The sequence below is a fragment of the Planktothricoides raciborskii GIHE-MW2 genome (assembly GCF_040564635.1).
GTDB classification, from domain to species: domain Bacteria; phylum Cyanobacteriota; class Cyanobacteriia; order Cyanobacteriales; family Laspinemataceae; genus Planktothricoides; species Planktothricoides raciborskii.
Genome location: NZ_CP159837.1, coordinates 5,230,873 through 5,245,599, shown reverse-complemented (window position 1 = coordinate 5,245,599; position 14,727 = coordinate 5,230,873). Strand labels below are relative to the sequence as shown.

At 42.3% G+C, this 14,727-nt stretch carries 13 protein-coding genes; 2 read left to right on the top strand and 11 right to left on the bottom strand.

Going from position 1 to position 14,727, the window contains the following annotated elements:
- Positions 1 to 226 precede the first annotated feature (226 nt).
- The 8 genes from ABWT76_RS22455 to ureE form a co-directional block, all read right to left on the bottom strand.
- Complete coding sequence (locus ABWT76_RS22455) at positions 227 to 2,860, bottom strand: CHAT domain-containing protein (protein ID WP_190880328.1); 2,634 nt, start codon at positions 2,858 to 2,860, stop codon at positions 227 to 229.
- 138 nt (positions 2,861 to 2,998) lie between these two features.
- Positions 2,999 to 5,572: a filamentous hemagglutinin N-terminal domain-containing protein gene (locus ABWT76_RS22450; protein WP_190880326.1), complete on the bottom strand. Its 2,574-nt coding sequence runs from the start codon at positions 5,570 to 5,572 to the stop codon at positions 2,999 to 3,001.
- Positions 5,573 to 6,033: 461 nt separating this feature from the next.
- Positions 6,034 to 7,740 (bottom strand): urease subunit alpha, encoded by a 1,707-nt coding sequence (ureC, locus tag ABWT76_RS22445; RefSeq protein WP_054468110.1) that lies wholly within the window; start codon positions 7,738 to 7,740, stop codon positions 6,034 to 6,036.
- 36 nt (positions 7,741 to 7,776) lie between these two features.
- Positions 7,777 to 8,082 carry an urease subunit beta gene (locus ABWT76_RS22440; protein WP_190880324.1) on the bottom strand — a complete coding sequence of 102 codons (306 nt, stop codon included), beginning with the start codon at positions 8,080 to 8,082 and terminating at the stop codon, positions 7,777 to 7,779.
- 79 nt (positions 8,083 to 8,161) lie between these two features.
- Positions 8,162 to 8,464 (bottom strand): urease subunit gamma, encoded by a 303-nt coding sequence (gene ureA, locus ABWT76_RS22435; protein WP_054468106.1) that lies wholly within the window; start codon positions 8,462 to 8,464, stop codon positions 8,162 to 8,164.
- Positions 8,465 to 8,694: 230 nt separating this feature from the next.
- The gene (locus ABWT76_RS22430; RefSeq protein ID WP_054468104.1) at positions 8,695 to 9,576 is read right to left on the bottom strand and encodes an urease accessory protein UreD; all 882 of its coding nucleotides are present in this window, start codon (positions 9,574 to 9,576) and stop codon (positions 8,695 to 8,697) included.
- On the bottom strand, positions 9,577 to 10,290 hold the full coding sequence (locus ABWT76_RS22425) for an urease accessory protein UreF (protein WP_054468102.1): 714 nt from the start codon (positions 10,288 to 10,290) through the stop codon (positions 9,577 to 9,579).
- Positions 10,291 to 10,519: 229 nt separating this feature from the next.
- Positions 10,520 to 10,954, bottom strand: a complete 435-nt coding sequence (ureE, locus tag ABWT76_RS22420; protein ID WP_054468100.1) for an urease accessory protein UreE — start codon at positions 10,952 to 10,954, stop codon at positions 10,520 to 10,522.
- A gap of 280 nt (positions 10,955 to 11,234) precedes the next feature.
- On the opposite strand from ureE, the gene ABWT76_RS22415 reads away from it, so the two are divergent.
- Positions 11,235 to 11,375: a hypothetical protein gene (locus tag ABWT76_RS22415; RefSeq protein ID WP_354634978.1), complete on the top strand. Its 141-nt coding sequence runs from the start codon at positions 11,235 to 11,237 to the stop codon at positions 11,373 to 11,375.
- Between the two features lie 415 nt (positions 11,376 to 11,790).
- On the top strand, positions 11,791 to 11,931 hold the full coding sequence (locus ABWT76_RS22410) for a hypothetical protein (RefSeq protein WP_354634978.1): 141 nt from the start codon (positions 11,791 to 11,793) through the stop codon (positions 11,929 to 11,931).
- A gap of 52 nt (positions 11,932 to 11,983) precedes the next feature.
- Here ABWT76_RS22410 and urtE read toward each other — a convergent pair whose 3' ends face one another.
- From urtE to urtC, 3 genes are all read right to left on the bottom strand, one after another.
- Complete coding sequence (urtE, locus tag ABWT76_RS22405) at positions 11,984 to 12,685, bottom strand: urea ABC transporter ATP-binding subunit UrtE (protein WP_369817773.1); 702 nt, start codon at positions 12,683 to 12,685, stop codon at positions 11,984 to 11,986.
- 95 nt (positions 12,686 to 12,780) lie between these two features.
- Positions 12,781 to 13,554: an urea ABC transporter ATP-binding protein UrtD gene (gene urtD, locus ABWT76_RS22400; protein WP_054467992.1), complete on the bottom strand. Its 774-nt coding sequence runs from the start codon at positions 13,552 to 13,554 to the stop codon at positions 12,781 to 12,783.
- Entirely contained in the window at positions 13,541 to 14,722 is a 1,182-nt protein-coding gene (urtC, locus tag ABWT76_RS22395) for an urea ABC transporter permease subunit UrtC (protein ID WP_054467994.1), read from the bottom strand. The genes urtD and urtC overlap by 14 nt, the downstream gene beginning before the upstream one ends.
- Positions 14,723 to 14,727: the final 5 nt, after the last annotated feature.

Below are 14,727 nucleotides of genomic sequence, written 5' to 3'. Positions count from 1 at the left end.
AATACATAGATTGAATCCTGATTTCGATAAATCGGTTATAGACTAGGCTAAGTGACTGGTGATCGAGATCAAGTGCTTGAAACCCTTGACTTGAGAGCCGCCACTCTGATCGATCGATGGGATAGAAGCATCAGGGATAGATAAAATATCCTCTGAACGACCTAACTTTGTCATCCGCCATAAGGCGTAAAAGTCATAAACGCGTAATGATTTTGATGACTCTATTTTATAGCCAATTTCCCAGTAATACAAAGGGAGCCCAATAAAAGGGATGTTGGGACTGGGGATTTTTCAGCAAGGCTAACTGAGCCTTTTGTAAGGCTTTGGCTTTTGAGGTGGCTGGCTGCCCCCCCGCGAGTTCTTGGTAAAACCGAATCATTAAGTCCGCAGAGGAACGATCGCTCACTTGCCACAAGCTGCCCAAGGTGGTACGCACCCCAGACCGCACCGCAAACCCTGCTAAACCCAAGGCTGCACGGCGATCGCCTGTGGCGGTTTGGCAAGCACTCAGCACCAGCAATTCCAGGGGATGACTAAATTTTTGCTCTCGCGATCGCAGAATGCTGTTAAACTCCTGCACGTTGATTTTGCCATCCCAAGTCAAAATAAATGTATTTTCCACGTCGGAACTAAATTGACCGTGGGTGGCAATATGAACCACGGGAAGATTCGCAGAATTGATTTTCGCAGTTAAATTGGCATTGGTAAACTTTTGATTTAACAATAGATCGGATTTGAAGATTTGAGCAATTTCTCTGAGTTCGGTTTCTACAGCGGGCAAAGCAGAAAAATGCCCTCGCGCTTCGCTGAGTCCTGCGGTCAAAACCCCTAATTTTTCTTTAGTCAAAGACTCCACATTTAATAATTCTAATCCGGGAGCGAGAGCGATACTATATTTTTCAATTAAATATTGTTGCCCGTCGTAAAGGGCAGCCATTGCCAAATTCCGCAAAGCCCCATCTAAAACAAAGACTAAAGTTTGAATATTGCTGGCGGCTAACTGCGGTTCAGTGGGTCGAATTAGCCAATCATACAGGGTTTGGGAGACTTGGAGGCGATCGCTATCAAAAAAAGCGGGATTTAAGTATAGTTGAAACTGCTCCAGTCGCCCTAGGATCTCTTTTTCTGGTAATTGGGTTTCATAGTAACTTAAATCTGCACCAGGTCGCGCCAAAATCACCGACAGGCGATCGGCCAAAATAATCGGATAAATTACCGCAGCAGTGGAATCTATTTGCTCAATTTTGATCGGCTGGGCTGCTAAACAAGCCTCGCGAAAAAAGTTATCTAATTCTGCCAACTGCAAAGATTCAATTACTTGTCTCGCTTGCTGAAGGTTGGCTTGATTGTTGGGTTCTTGCACCAAAAGTCTCACCAATTCCCGATACACTGGCTCTACGGTTTCCGTAAAAGAAAATTGCACATTTCGGTCAATATTCACAAAATCATTCCGTAACCTTTGTAAGCTATTCACCGCTTGGGTATAAGCAGAAATTGCCTCATGTTTTCGGCTTTGATTGGTTAATATTCGTCCAAATTGCCATTGCCAACGAGCGATTAAATCTAATGCCTGAATTTTTTGGGCAATCCATAAGGCTTCTTCCGTAATTTTTTCCGCTGCTTGCCATTGTTGATTTTGTTCATATAATTTACCTAAAGTTCCTAAACTATAAGATTCAATCTTGGGGGTTCTTAAGGTTCTAGCCCCTTGGATCGCAGGGGTTAATATTTCGGCGATTTCTCTGGGAAAAATTATCGTATTATTTGCTGGAATTTTTAGTAAAATATCTGCCAAGTTGATTCTAATTTCTACGGAACTATTACTTAAGGTTAATTTATTTAAGTCTTGCTTAATTGTTGCATATAATTTTTGGAATTTTGAGGGACTATCTTCAGCCCGCAGCAGATTCAGGTAATTCAGATTAGCCTGTAATTTTTGAGTTATCGTCGGGGCAATTTCTTCGGCTTGCTGATAAGACAAAGCTGCCGCTTGGCTATCCTTTAATTTTTCATAAATATTGCCTAAACTCAGCAAAATTGCACTGGTAATTTGTGGAGCGTTTAAATTTTTACTTAAACTTAAATTTTGTTCTAAAATGTCTCTAGATTCTGTTAGTTTTCCCGTAAGACTTAGAGTGATGCCAAGCTGATGTAAGCTGCTGACTTTGAGCAGAGAATTAGGTTCAGCTTCTAACTGGGTCAATACTTCTTTTAAGATAGTTTGCGATCGCGGATACATCCCCAAACCTTGCAGGGCGATCGCCTGATTCATTTGGCTGCCTAACTTGCCAATAGTATCCCCAATTTCTGTATAGGCGATCGTGGCTTTTTCCCAATTTTCTAAAGCTGCTTCAATGTGACCTAATTTTAACTCTACTGACCCAGCGGTATTCAAAGCTTGAGCCAATATTGCTTCGATCACTTGTTCTGCCTGAGATGATAACTCTAATCTGGCGAAAATAGCTAAACTTTGATCAATTGCTTGTTTCGCCTCAAGCCACTGCTCTAATTTTTGATAAGCTAAAGCAACATAAGTTAAAGCTAGGGCTTTTTGGGCTGGGAAATTTTCCTGTTCAGGCTGGTCAGCCACTCTTTGCCAAATCTGGGCAGCCGCTGCATAATTTTCCTGGGCAAATAAACTTTTTCCCTCTTCAAATAAAGTTAAAGTGACATCGGTAGTTTCATTAAAGGCGATCGCCTCTTCCTCAAGTCTAAAGAAAGAAATTTTTGCATCCACATCAGCCCACTTTTCAAACCGAAAATGATCCGCCGTAATTTTCGCGACTCCGGGAGACATTTGCAGCACTAATAAAAACGTCACAACTGCCAGAGTTATCAAAAATTTAACTTGTTTTTTCATGTTTTTTATGCTTATAACATCCTCGATAAATTAGATCATCCCATTTCTGTAGGGGCGAAGCATGACCGCAGATATTTTTGGCGGAAAACCAGGAATTTCCTCCCGGAATGCTTCGCCCCTAAGAAAATTTGTGGTTTATTAATCTGAAAAGCGCTGTATGGCAGCACAACCATATCCTACCATTAAATTAGGGCTAAAACTAGGAATTTCTGCCACTAATTCAATGTTATTTTTTTGATTTATCCGCCAGTTTGTTGCCTCTAAAAATTGGGTAAATTTTGACTCAATTAATGGTAAAATTTGCCGTAAACGATAATTTTCTATTTCGGTTATTTCGGAAATTTCTTGGCTAGATAACAATCGAAAATCTTGCCAAACTTGCTGACTTTCTAACGCTTGGGTGGGATTCGGTAAACCACCCGGTCCGGCAATCACAAAATAACTCCCCTGATAATCTGTACAGCCATTGCGAATTAAATCGGCAATATTAATCGGGTTTTGAGATAAAACCAGTAACCCAGAAGTTAGACTACTTTCTGGAGTATTAATTTCGATGATACCATCGATTCCCCGTTCAGAACTAGCAGTAATTGTCCTATTAGTCGGTAAAAATATGCCCTGAGTGGTGATTTGGATATTTCCCCCATTGCCCGCGAAGGCATTGGCATTAATATAGCTATTATCTAAGGCGCCTAATATTTGACTTTGGATGGTAATATTTCCGCCATTGCCACCTCCTGGGGCTTCAGTTCCCGACTGGGTGGAAATGAAACTATCATTTCGCAGAATTAAATCTTCCCCAATATTTAACCGGATATTACCCCCTTCTCCAGACTCAGAAGTGGACGCATTAATGCTGCCTCGATCCAGTTGAATATTCCGCGCATTCAGGGCAATAGTTGCCCCAGACCCAGATGTGGCTACGGCGGTAATTGCTCCTTGGTTACTGACTAAAATTTGGTCAGCATTTATCAGAATTTGACCGGGATTTCCCGCGCCACCATTGGTGGCATTGACCAATCCGCGATCGCGGACAATTAATCTGGGGGTATTAATCATAATCGACCCCGCATTTCCCGCCACCGTTGTTCCTGCTTGTTTATCTTCTAAACTGACAAAACTAGCGGAAGAAATTAAACTCGGTCGGCTTTTGGGTAATTGACCTGTCACCTCGATGGATTCCGATGCATTAATGATTAAATTTCCCGCATTGCCACTGGAAAAAGCGGAAGCAGAAACTCTGCCAGAGTCCCTTAAAATTAATCGGGCTGTATTGATGATTAAAGTTCCGGCATTTCCTGAATTAAAAGATGTAGAACTCAAATTACTGGGTCTAATATTTGTGTCCGGTCTTATTGGGTCGAACAAGATGCCACTTAATTCTATCGATTCAGTAGCATTCACGATCGCATTTCCGGCGTGTCCCGTACTATCGGCCAAGGAAGAAACAAAGCTGCCATTTATTGCCGTTAAATATCTCGTAGATAAATTGACATTACCGCCATTTCCGGTACTGAGGCTGATGGCGTAAATGCCACTGCCGTCGATTAATTTTATGGCATCCGTAGCCACAATATTAATATTACCACCTGGCGCCGCACTAGAGGTGGAAGTCGCGATCGCATCTCGAGCACTTTCAGCCATCAACTGCTGGGTGGAAATATTAATATCTCCCCCCGCACCTTCCCCCACCGTTTGATTCTTAATCGTACTGGGAAAATTACCCGCAACATTTACGCCGACAATCTGCACAGACTCAACGGCATTCACTGTAATATTGCCCGCTGCTTTGCTGCCCTGATTTTGGATAATTATCCCTGAACCATCACGTATTTCTAATCTTTGCCCTTGGACATAGATGGACCCGCCACTATCGCCACTGGCATCAACTAAAGCCTCAGATAATAACTGAATTAACCCGAAATTTGCTCCGGCTGCATAGTCCAGTTTCCAACCATAATCAGTGGGATTCAGACTCACAAACCCTGAACCGACACTGCCTAAAAAAATATGTCCTCCGGGAGCGGTTAAAATTCCGCCATTAAATCTTAAATTACTGCCAACTAAGGCCAGGGTATTGCCCGGTTTAATCTGCAAACCAGGAGGACTTTCAGCAAATCCTGTCACCGGGGTAAATCCTAGACCTAATTCATTATTAGAATTCAAACTATGTCCCGTTCCTTCGACCCGAATTTGCCCAGTATTTGTCCCGAATTGCAACCCAATGGGTACATTAATTGTTAATAGCGGTGGGGCATTTCGTTCGGTGGCACTAAAAAAGCTACCATCGGCTAGTTTGATACTATCTGCGGTACTGGCGATAAACGATCCACCCAAATTCAGCTTGGCATTGGCACCGAAAACAATGCCATTGGGATTAATTAGAAATAAATTAGCCAAACCATTAGCTTGAATCAGCCCATCAATCCGAGAAATTTGCCCGCCTGTCACCCGCGTAATAATATTTTTAACGGTGATGGCATTGTCGAAATAAGCCGTTTCTCCGTTGAGCAGATTAAACTGTTCAAAACTGTGGAATAAGTTGCTGCCTGCGGTAGTTCCGCCGGTAATTTGTTGCACTGATCCTTGAGAATTGACAACGGACTGACTCGGTAAGCTGCGATCGGAAACAATCTGGGCTAATAGCGGCCTAGGGGAAATAACATAGAGCAAGATTACCAGAAATCCGCTGAATAAATTGGAGTAATTCATTTAATTAAATTACCTGGTTATTTAATTAAATATCTATTTATTGATGAAAATGATTATAGCATTTTTTTTTATTTTTTACCACAAAGACACAAAGGACACAGAGAAATGATATTTCAAGGCTATCTCTCTGTGTCCTTTGTGTCTTTGTGGTAAAATTACCTGGTTATTTAATTAAATATCTATTTATTGATGAAAATGATTATAGCATTTTTTTTTATTTTTTACCACAAAGACACAAAGGACACAGAGAAATGATATTTCAAGGCTATCTCTCTGTGTCCTTTGTGTCTTTGTGGTAAAATTACCTGGTTATTTAATTAAATATCTATTTATTGATGAAAATGATTATAGCATTTTTTTTATTTTTCACCACAAAGACACAGAGAAACACAGAGAAATGATATTTCAAGGCTATCTCTCTGTGTCCTTTGTGTCTTTGTGGTGAAATTTACCCTAAAAAATTAAAACAGAAAATAACGCTGGGCTAAGGGTAAAACCGTGGCCGGTTCGCAGGTTAATAATTCTCCATCAGCCCTGACTTCATAGGTTTCTGGATCGACTTCGATGTTGGGTAAGGCATCATTGAGTTTCATGTCGGCTTTACTTAATTGACGAACATTAGAGACGGCTAATGTCTGTTTTTGTAAGCCAATTTTTGCCCCAATTTCTGCATCAATGGCCGCTTGGGATACGAAAGTAAATGAAGTGGCGGCAATTGCCCCGCCATAACTGGCAAACATTGGTCGCATTTGGATCGGTTGCGGGGTGGGAATACTGGCATTGGCATCGCCCATTTGCGACCAGGCGATCGCACCTGCTTTGAGGACAATTTCTGGTTTGACCCCAAAAAATGCCGGTTTCCATAAACATAAATCCGCTAATTTACCCTCTTCTATGGAACCAACATAATTGGCAATTCCGTGAGTAATTGCCGGATTAATCGTGTATTTGGCAATATAACGTTTGGCGCGGCAATTATCATTTTCCGAATCCCCGAAAAGAAAGCCCCGTTGCACTTTCATTTTATGGGCAGTTTGCCAAGTTCTAATAATGGTTTCTCCCACTCGTCCCATTGCTTGAGAATCGGAGGAAATCATACTAAATGCGCCCAAATCATGTAAGATATCTTCAGCGGCGATCGTTTCTCGGCGAATGCGCGATTCCGCAAAGGCAACATCTTCGGGAATACTTCGATCTAAATGATGGCAAACCATCAACATATCGAGATGTTCTTCTAAAGTATTCACCGTATAAGGACGGGTGGGATTTGTGGAAGATGGCAATACATTAGCTTGCCCACAAACTTTAATAATATCTGGGGCATGACCACCGCCTGCCCCTTCGGTGTGGTAAGTGTGAATTACCCGATGTTTAAAGGCGGCAATAGTATCTTCAACAAATCCCGCTTCGTTCAGCGTATCAGTGTGAATGGCCACCTGAATATCGTATCGATCGGCTACCGTTAAACAGGTGTCGATCGCCGCTGGAGTCGTGCCCCAATCTTCATGTAATTTTAGACCCATTGCCCCAGCGACGACTTGTTCAATTAATCCTTGGGGTTGACTACTATTTCCTTTGCCTAAAAAACCCAAATTCATGGGGAAAGCATCCGCCGCTTGTAACATTCGATAAATATTCCACGGCCCAGGGGTACAAGTGGTGGCATTTGTCCCCGTTGCGGGGCCTGTTCCTCCCCCGATCATGGTGGTAATTCCAGAAGCGATCGCCACTTCTATTTGTTGGGGACAAATAAAGTGAATATGGGAGTCAATTCCGCCTGCGGTGAGAATCATTCCTTCCCCGGCGATCGCCTCGGTTCCAGGGCCAATAATAATATCGACGTTATCTTGAATATAAGGATTTCCGGCTTTGCCAATTTTAAAAATTTTGCCGTCTTTAATGCCAATATCTGCTTTAACAATTCCCCACCAATCGAGAATTAAAGCATTGGTAATTACTAAATCCACAGCCCCATCTGCACAGGAAATCGGCGATTGTCCCATGCCATCGCGAATTACTTTTCCGCCGCCGAATTTAACCTCATCCCCGTAAATTGTGTAGTCTTTTTCTACTTCGATCAACAGTTCGGTATCCGCTAACCGGATGCGATCGCCCACGGTCGGGCCAAAGGTTTCCGCATAAGCCCGACGATCCATTTGATAACTCATATTAAATGGCCTTTAATTTCCTAATTTAGTCCTAATTTAGAGTGAACCATTAATTTTATTGTTGAAGCCAAAGACTTGGCGAGTACCGGCAAGGGTGACTAATTCCACCTCTTTTTCATCCCCCGGTTCAAACCGAACCGCCGTCCCTGCGGGAATATTTAACCGCATTCCTTTGGCTTTTTCTCGGTCAAATATCAGGCTATTATTCACTTCATAAAAGTGAAAATGAGAACCGACTTGAATCGGGCGATCGCCGCTATTAGCTACGGTTAATCGGAGAGTTTCACGACCGGCATTGAGTAGAATCTCTCCCGGTTGAATAATCATTTCACCTGGAATCATAATGGTTGAATTTGTGATTTAATTTTCGTGAGATAACTGTCGAAATTTTTCCCTAATTTGCCCCTAATTTTCTCCTAATTTACCGAATAGGATGATGAACTGTCACCAGTTTTGTCCCGTCGGGAAAGGTCGCCTCTACTTGGATTTCATCAATCATTTCCGGCACTCCTTCCATCACCAGATCGCGAGTTAATAAGGTGGTGCCATAACTCATTAATTCGGCCACGGTTCGCCCTTCTCTAGCCCCTTCTAAAATCGCCGCCGAAATATAGGCGATCGCTTCAGGATAGTTAAGTTTTAATCCCTTTTCTTTGCGTCTTTCTGCGAGTAAAGCCGCCGTAAAAATGAGCAGTTTATCTTTTTCTTGGGGAGTGAGTTGCATTTTTTTCTCTTCTCATCTATACTAAATAATATCTACGGATATATCTCAGGGAATGCCGATCTCTAATTAGACATCTCCAAAAAATAAATTATGGCTGCCTGATTAGGCCAGGGCGAAGCATAAGGGATAGGCATATCTCTAATGTCACCGTCAAATTGTCGCCCATTAGCTTCGCCCCTAGAAAATAATCCAAATTAATACATTGTTTTCTGGAGATGTCTATTAGCGAATTAGAGTTGCCAAACCCTAGGTTTACTAGCCGGAATTCCCAAATAACTTAAACGGAGTAAATGCCAAACATCGATAAACCAGCTTCTCACTTCTGAGGTAGAATTTCCCCGATAACGACATACTAATCCATTTAAAATTTGAGTCACTCCTGCTTCACCTTCGCCTTTGCGATTATACCAGAAATTCCGGGCAGATGCGATCGCATCTGCGGAAACAGGTTGACCGATCCAAAACAGAGTCCCAACCAAAGGGTATCCCTTTAAAGCATTAGGACTATGAAACATTTCTTCAGAACCAAATAAACATTGGCGATCGATCCATAATGGTTCTCCGGCTTGCCAAACTTCTGTATTAGAACGCCATGCCCCGGCGAGAAACTTTTCTCCCCTAGCTGAACGACCAAAGCGGGTAATTTCCCAACCGAAAAAACTGGCACCAGGGGCTAATTCTACAGTTAAATCCTGCCGATACAAGGCTTGATTAAACACAATTGTTTCTTGAGGAATAAACTCCAGGCAAGCATCATTATCTACTTTAATATTAATGGTTTGTTGGGCATTATTGCCGTTACTGCGATAAATTTTACTCGCCGCTGCTGTGGTAATCAAGGCTTTAGCATTTTCTCGCAAATGGAAATTTTGAGCAAGTCTATCTCCCCCCACAATGCCCCCAGCAGTATGTAAAACCACGCTATGACAAATTGTTTCCCCTTCGGGATAAAAGGGTCGTTGAATTTTTAACGGGGCTTTCATATAAGAATCAGTGACCTGAGTCTTACCCTGGTGGTTAGCATAAACTAAATTCAGGATTCCCTGCCATCCCGCTTGCCTGACTTGACCTAGTTGTTTTTCTCCTAAATCATTAATTTGCGAATTATTCATTTAACTTCTAAATAAACGACTATACTGAGTTTCATGGGTCATGCTGGCTAAGGCTAAACCCCAACTACACGCCATTAAATCATCATCATTTAATGTTAAAATATCTTCAGTAGCTTGCACCAACTGATTCTGGAAGTTAAAGAGGATTTGTTGACCCGTAGTTTGACCTAAAGGGATTAATTTAACCCCCACACTAATCAGATTGGTTGCCCAACTCTGGAGATAACCCAGTAAAGCATTTTTGGCCTCAATTTGCCAGGTAGCGGCACAAATTCCAAAGGCGATCGCATAATTACAGCGTTGACCAACCGCATCAACCCAAGCCTCTAAACCCAACACTAAAGCCCGGTTTTCTTCAGGCTGATTTGATGAAGATAAACTCACCAATAACTTGATCAAACTATTGCCCATTTGCCAACTTTGCTGACGTAATTCTAGGGTTTCCTTACTGGCAGTTAACCAGGCATTCCAATAACCAATCTTGCCTAAATCTTGGTCAACGACAGAGCGATAACTCCGCAACATCACCGCTGCTTCTAAGCGAATTGCCCCATAAATTAACTCTTGATTTAACCAATATTCTAAGCTATTTTGGTTATGAATAACACCTTGTTCAACCAAAGTTTCTAGCCCATCAGAATAACTATAAGCGCCCACGGGCAAAGCCGGACTCGCTAATTGCAACAAATTTAATAGTAACTGGGATTGATTCATATTAAAAATGGGTGTGGGGTGTAGGGCCGCCATCGGTGTAGGGCCGCCATCGGCCGCCATCGGCCGCCATCGAAGTGTGGGAAGCCGCCATCGAAGTGTGGGAAGCCGCCATCGAAGTGTGGGAAGAAAATCTCCTCTCTCCCCTGTCTTCCCTCTCTTCCCTCTCTCCCCTGTCTTCCCTCTCTTCCCCCTAAACCCTAAACCCTGCCCCGAAAGCTCCCCGCTCCTCCTAATGATGTCCATAAGCCCCAGTTTCGGGGAAAAATGGGGCAATTTCTTCTTGAACTTGTAATCCTAACTGAAGCAGCATTGAGGCTAAAACTGAATCGGGAGAAAGGCGAAGATAAGAGGGCTTAATTTCTAGGGGAACATGACGGTTTCCTAAATGATAAGCGGCTTTGAGTAAATCTAATGGGTTGGTTGCGGTTACTGTTAGGACTGGTTCGGGTTTAGCCACAATTTTAATAATGATTTCTGCGACGTCTGACTCCAATAAATCCCCATCTTTTAAGACCGTTCCTCTGGGTAAACGCAGGGATACACTGTGACCGTCAGCAGTTTCTAGCCGCTGACGAGTTTTCGTGCGTTCTTCGGCGGTGAGATAAAGAGAGAAATTAACCGGAATTTCTGCGTTGGGTGGTAAGCATTTGGTCAGAACTATCATGGACTAATTATCCAGTTTGATTTCGATAGAATATGATATAGCAGTTATCGGATTTATAAAATACGGAGATATAGCACTTTTACGAGATATGAAGTACAAAAAAACCTGTCATTCCTGCGAATGCGGGAATCCAGAAAGCCTCTGTACTTCATCCAGATAAGAACCGCTATATTGCTAGATTGGTGGATTCCCGCATTCGCGGGAATGACAAAACGATGTACCTCATAGATTAAATAACTATTATAAGTAGACGGGCAGAAATAAATTCACTATAAACCCCATGACAAGAAAAGCTGTCATTCCCGCGAATGCGGGAATCCAGAAAGCCTCTGTACTTCATCCAGATAAGAACCGCTATATTGCTAGATTGGTGGATTCCCGCATTCGCGGGAATGACAAAACGATGTACCTCATAGATTAAATAACTACTATAAGTTTACGGGCAGAAATAAATTCACTATAAACCCCATGACAAGAAAAGCTGTCATTCCCGCGCGGGAATCCAGAAAGCCTCTGTACTTCATCCAGATAAGAACCGCTATATTGCTAGATTGGTGGATTCCCGCATTCGCGGGAATGACAAAACGATGTACCTCATAGATTAAATAACTATTATAAGTAGACGGGCAGAAATAAATTCACTATAAACCCCATGACAAGAAAAGCTGTCATTCCCGCGCGGGAATCCAGAAAGCCTCTGTACTTCATCCAGATAAGAACCGCTATATTGCTAGATTGGTGGATTCCCGCATTCGCGGGAATGACAAAACGATGTACCTCATAGATTAAATAACTATTATAAGTAGACGGGCAGAAATAAATTCACTATAAACCCCATGACAAGAAAAGCTGTCATTCCCGCGAATGCGGGAATCCAGAAAGCCTCTGTACTTCATCCAGATAAGAACCGCTATATTGCTAGATTGGTGGATTCCCGCATTCGCGGGAATGACAAAACGATGTACCTCATAGATTAAATAACTACTATAATTAGCTGATTATTTTAGCAAAGTTTAGCCCAATTTAGGCTTACACAGCTAAAAATTTCTGGATAATTTCTTGAGAAAGGTCACTGGTTGGCCCAGAGGCCACAATTCCCCCTTTTTGCATGGCGTAATAGCGATCGGCTTGCCGGACAAAATGTAAATGCTGTTCAACTAATAAGACAGAAATTCCCGTAGTTTTAATAATCTGCCGCACTGCCGCTTCAATTTCTAAAATAATTGATGGTTGAATTCCCTCGGTGGGTTCATCTAAAATCAGTAATTTCGGTTTACTAATTAAAGCCCGTGCGATCGCTAATTGTTGCTGTTGTCCGCCACTTAAATCCCCTCCCATGCGATGTAACATAGTTTTTAACACGGGAAACAAACTAAAGATTTCTTCAGGTATCTTATCTTTAGTGGTTCGACCTTGGGGGCGGGCTTCAAACCCTAATAATAGATTTTCTTCAACAGTCAAGCGAGGGATAATTTCTCTCCCTTGGGGAACATAACTAATCCCTAACTTTGCCCGTTCATGGGTGGCTAATTTATTCAGGGGTTTGCCTATAAATGCCATGCTGCCACTGCGCGGATTAAGTAAACCCATAATAGTTTTGAGTAAGGTTGTTTTTCCCACTCCATTCCGGCCAATTAAACAGACCATTTCTTCTGAAAAAACACTTAAATCAACCTGGCGTAAAATATGGCTTTCTCCATAATAGACATTTAAGTCAGAGATTTTTAACACACTTTGATACTCAGATTGATAAGCCGGTTGAGATTCAGACAAAGAATCAGTTTTATTCATTAATTTATCCTCATGCTGATAATTTTTGTTGACGATTAATGGGGGGCAGAGTGTGGTTCATTTGCTTCGGAATTTCCGAGATAGACTTCGATCACGCGAGGATCGTTTTGAACTTGTTGAATATTGCCTTCACACAACACTGAACCCTGGTGTAGAACCGTCACCTGGCGGGCAATTTGCCGGACAAACTCCATATCATGTTCAATCACAATAATCGAATGACTTTCGGCCAAAGCTAATAATAATGACCCGACATTTTCCGTCTCTTCATCGGTTAATCCAGCCACAGGTTCATCAACTAATAATAAATCCGGTGATTGGGCGACTAACATCCCAATTTCTAACCGTTGTTTTTCCCCGTGGGAAAGTAATGCTGCTTGTAAGTTAGCTTTCGCTGTTAAGCCAACGGTTTCTAATAAGCTGCCCACTTTTTGCCGTTCAGAAACCGCAACCCGACCCAGGAGGGTAGAGAATACATTTTTATGGCGATTACAGACTAAATCTAAATTTTCTTGAACTGTTAAATTTAGATAGACTCTGGGTGTTTGAAATTTACGCCCAATGCCCAAGCGAGCAATTTTATATTCGGGAATCCGGCGTAAATTTCGCCCTGCAAATAAGACTTTGCCCTCGGTGGGTTGAACTTTTCCGGTAATTACATCGAGAAAAGTGGTTTTTCCGGCACCATTCGGCCCAATAATCACCCGTAACTCCCCGGTGTCCATGCTAAAATTTAACTGGTTGAGGGCTTTAAAACCGTCAAAGTTTACGGTTAAATTTTCAATTTCTAAGATTTTAGCTGCGGTCATGTTTATTAATTTCTTCCTTTTCTTTTTGGATTTCTGGATCTTCTTCCAAATAAGGATAAGTGATCAGTTGTTTACGCAAGCCTAAAAGCGATCGCACTTGATTGATACCTGAATTTTGCCACCATCCCACAATGCCATTGGGCAAAGCTGTCACCACCAGCAAAAATAATGCCCCTTGGAAAAATAGCCAAATTTCGGGAAATTGTTCGCTCAAAAAAGTCCGACCTAATCGCACTAATAAGGTGCCAATAATAGCGCCGATTAAGGTTGATCTGCCGCCAACCGCCACCCAAATCACCATTTCAATAGAAAACGCCACATCCATAAAACTGGGGGTAATAATGCCACTTTGTACCGTATAAAGTGCTCCAGCAACTCCAGCAATTCCCCCAGAAATTGCTAAAACTAATACCTTAAATCCGGTGGGATCGTAACCAGAAAACCGCACCCGCGTTTCATCATCGCGAATGGCAATTAATAAGCGGCCAAATCGTCCGCTGGTCAGCCAACGACAGAGCAAATAAGTGATGGCAAGAGCCAAAATCGTGAATTGATAAAAGAGCAATTGGGCTTTCTCGGAACCTGCCAGCATCCCAAAGATAGTTTCCGTATCGGTTTTGAGGCCATTGGTGCCGTTGATTAGCTTTTGCTGACCATTAAAAAAGTTAAAGAAGACTAACAACGCGGCTTGGGTTAAAATGGAAAAGTAAACACCTTTAATCCGGTTGCGAAAAACTAAATATCCGATTAGTCCAGCCGCGATCGCTGGAATTAAAACTATCCCCACAATGGTAAAGGGAAATGAATAAAAAGGTTGCCAAAACCAAGGCAGCTTTTCCACTCCATAAAGGGTAAAAAACTCTGGCAGTTCTCCTTCCGGTAATTGTAACTGGAGATGCATCGCCAAGGCATAACCACCGAGGGAAAAAAATATCCCATGTCCTAAGCTGAGGAGTCCGGTATAACCCCAAATCAAATCGATGCCGATCGCCACAATAGATAGGGATAAAAATCGGCCTAACAACTTGAGACGAAACACCGGCAGCAGCGCGGGCATAATCACCCCCAAAAGTAGCGCGATCGCCAGAATAATGCCCCCTTCGATCAACAGTTTTTGCTGTTGTTTTTTCCGTTGACTTCTCGGTTCACTTGCAAGTTCTACATTCATAATTT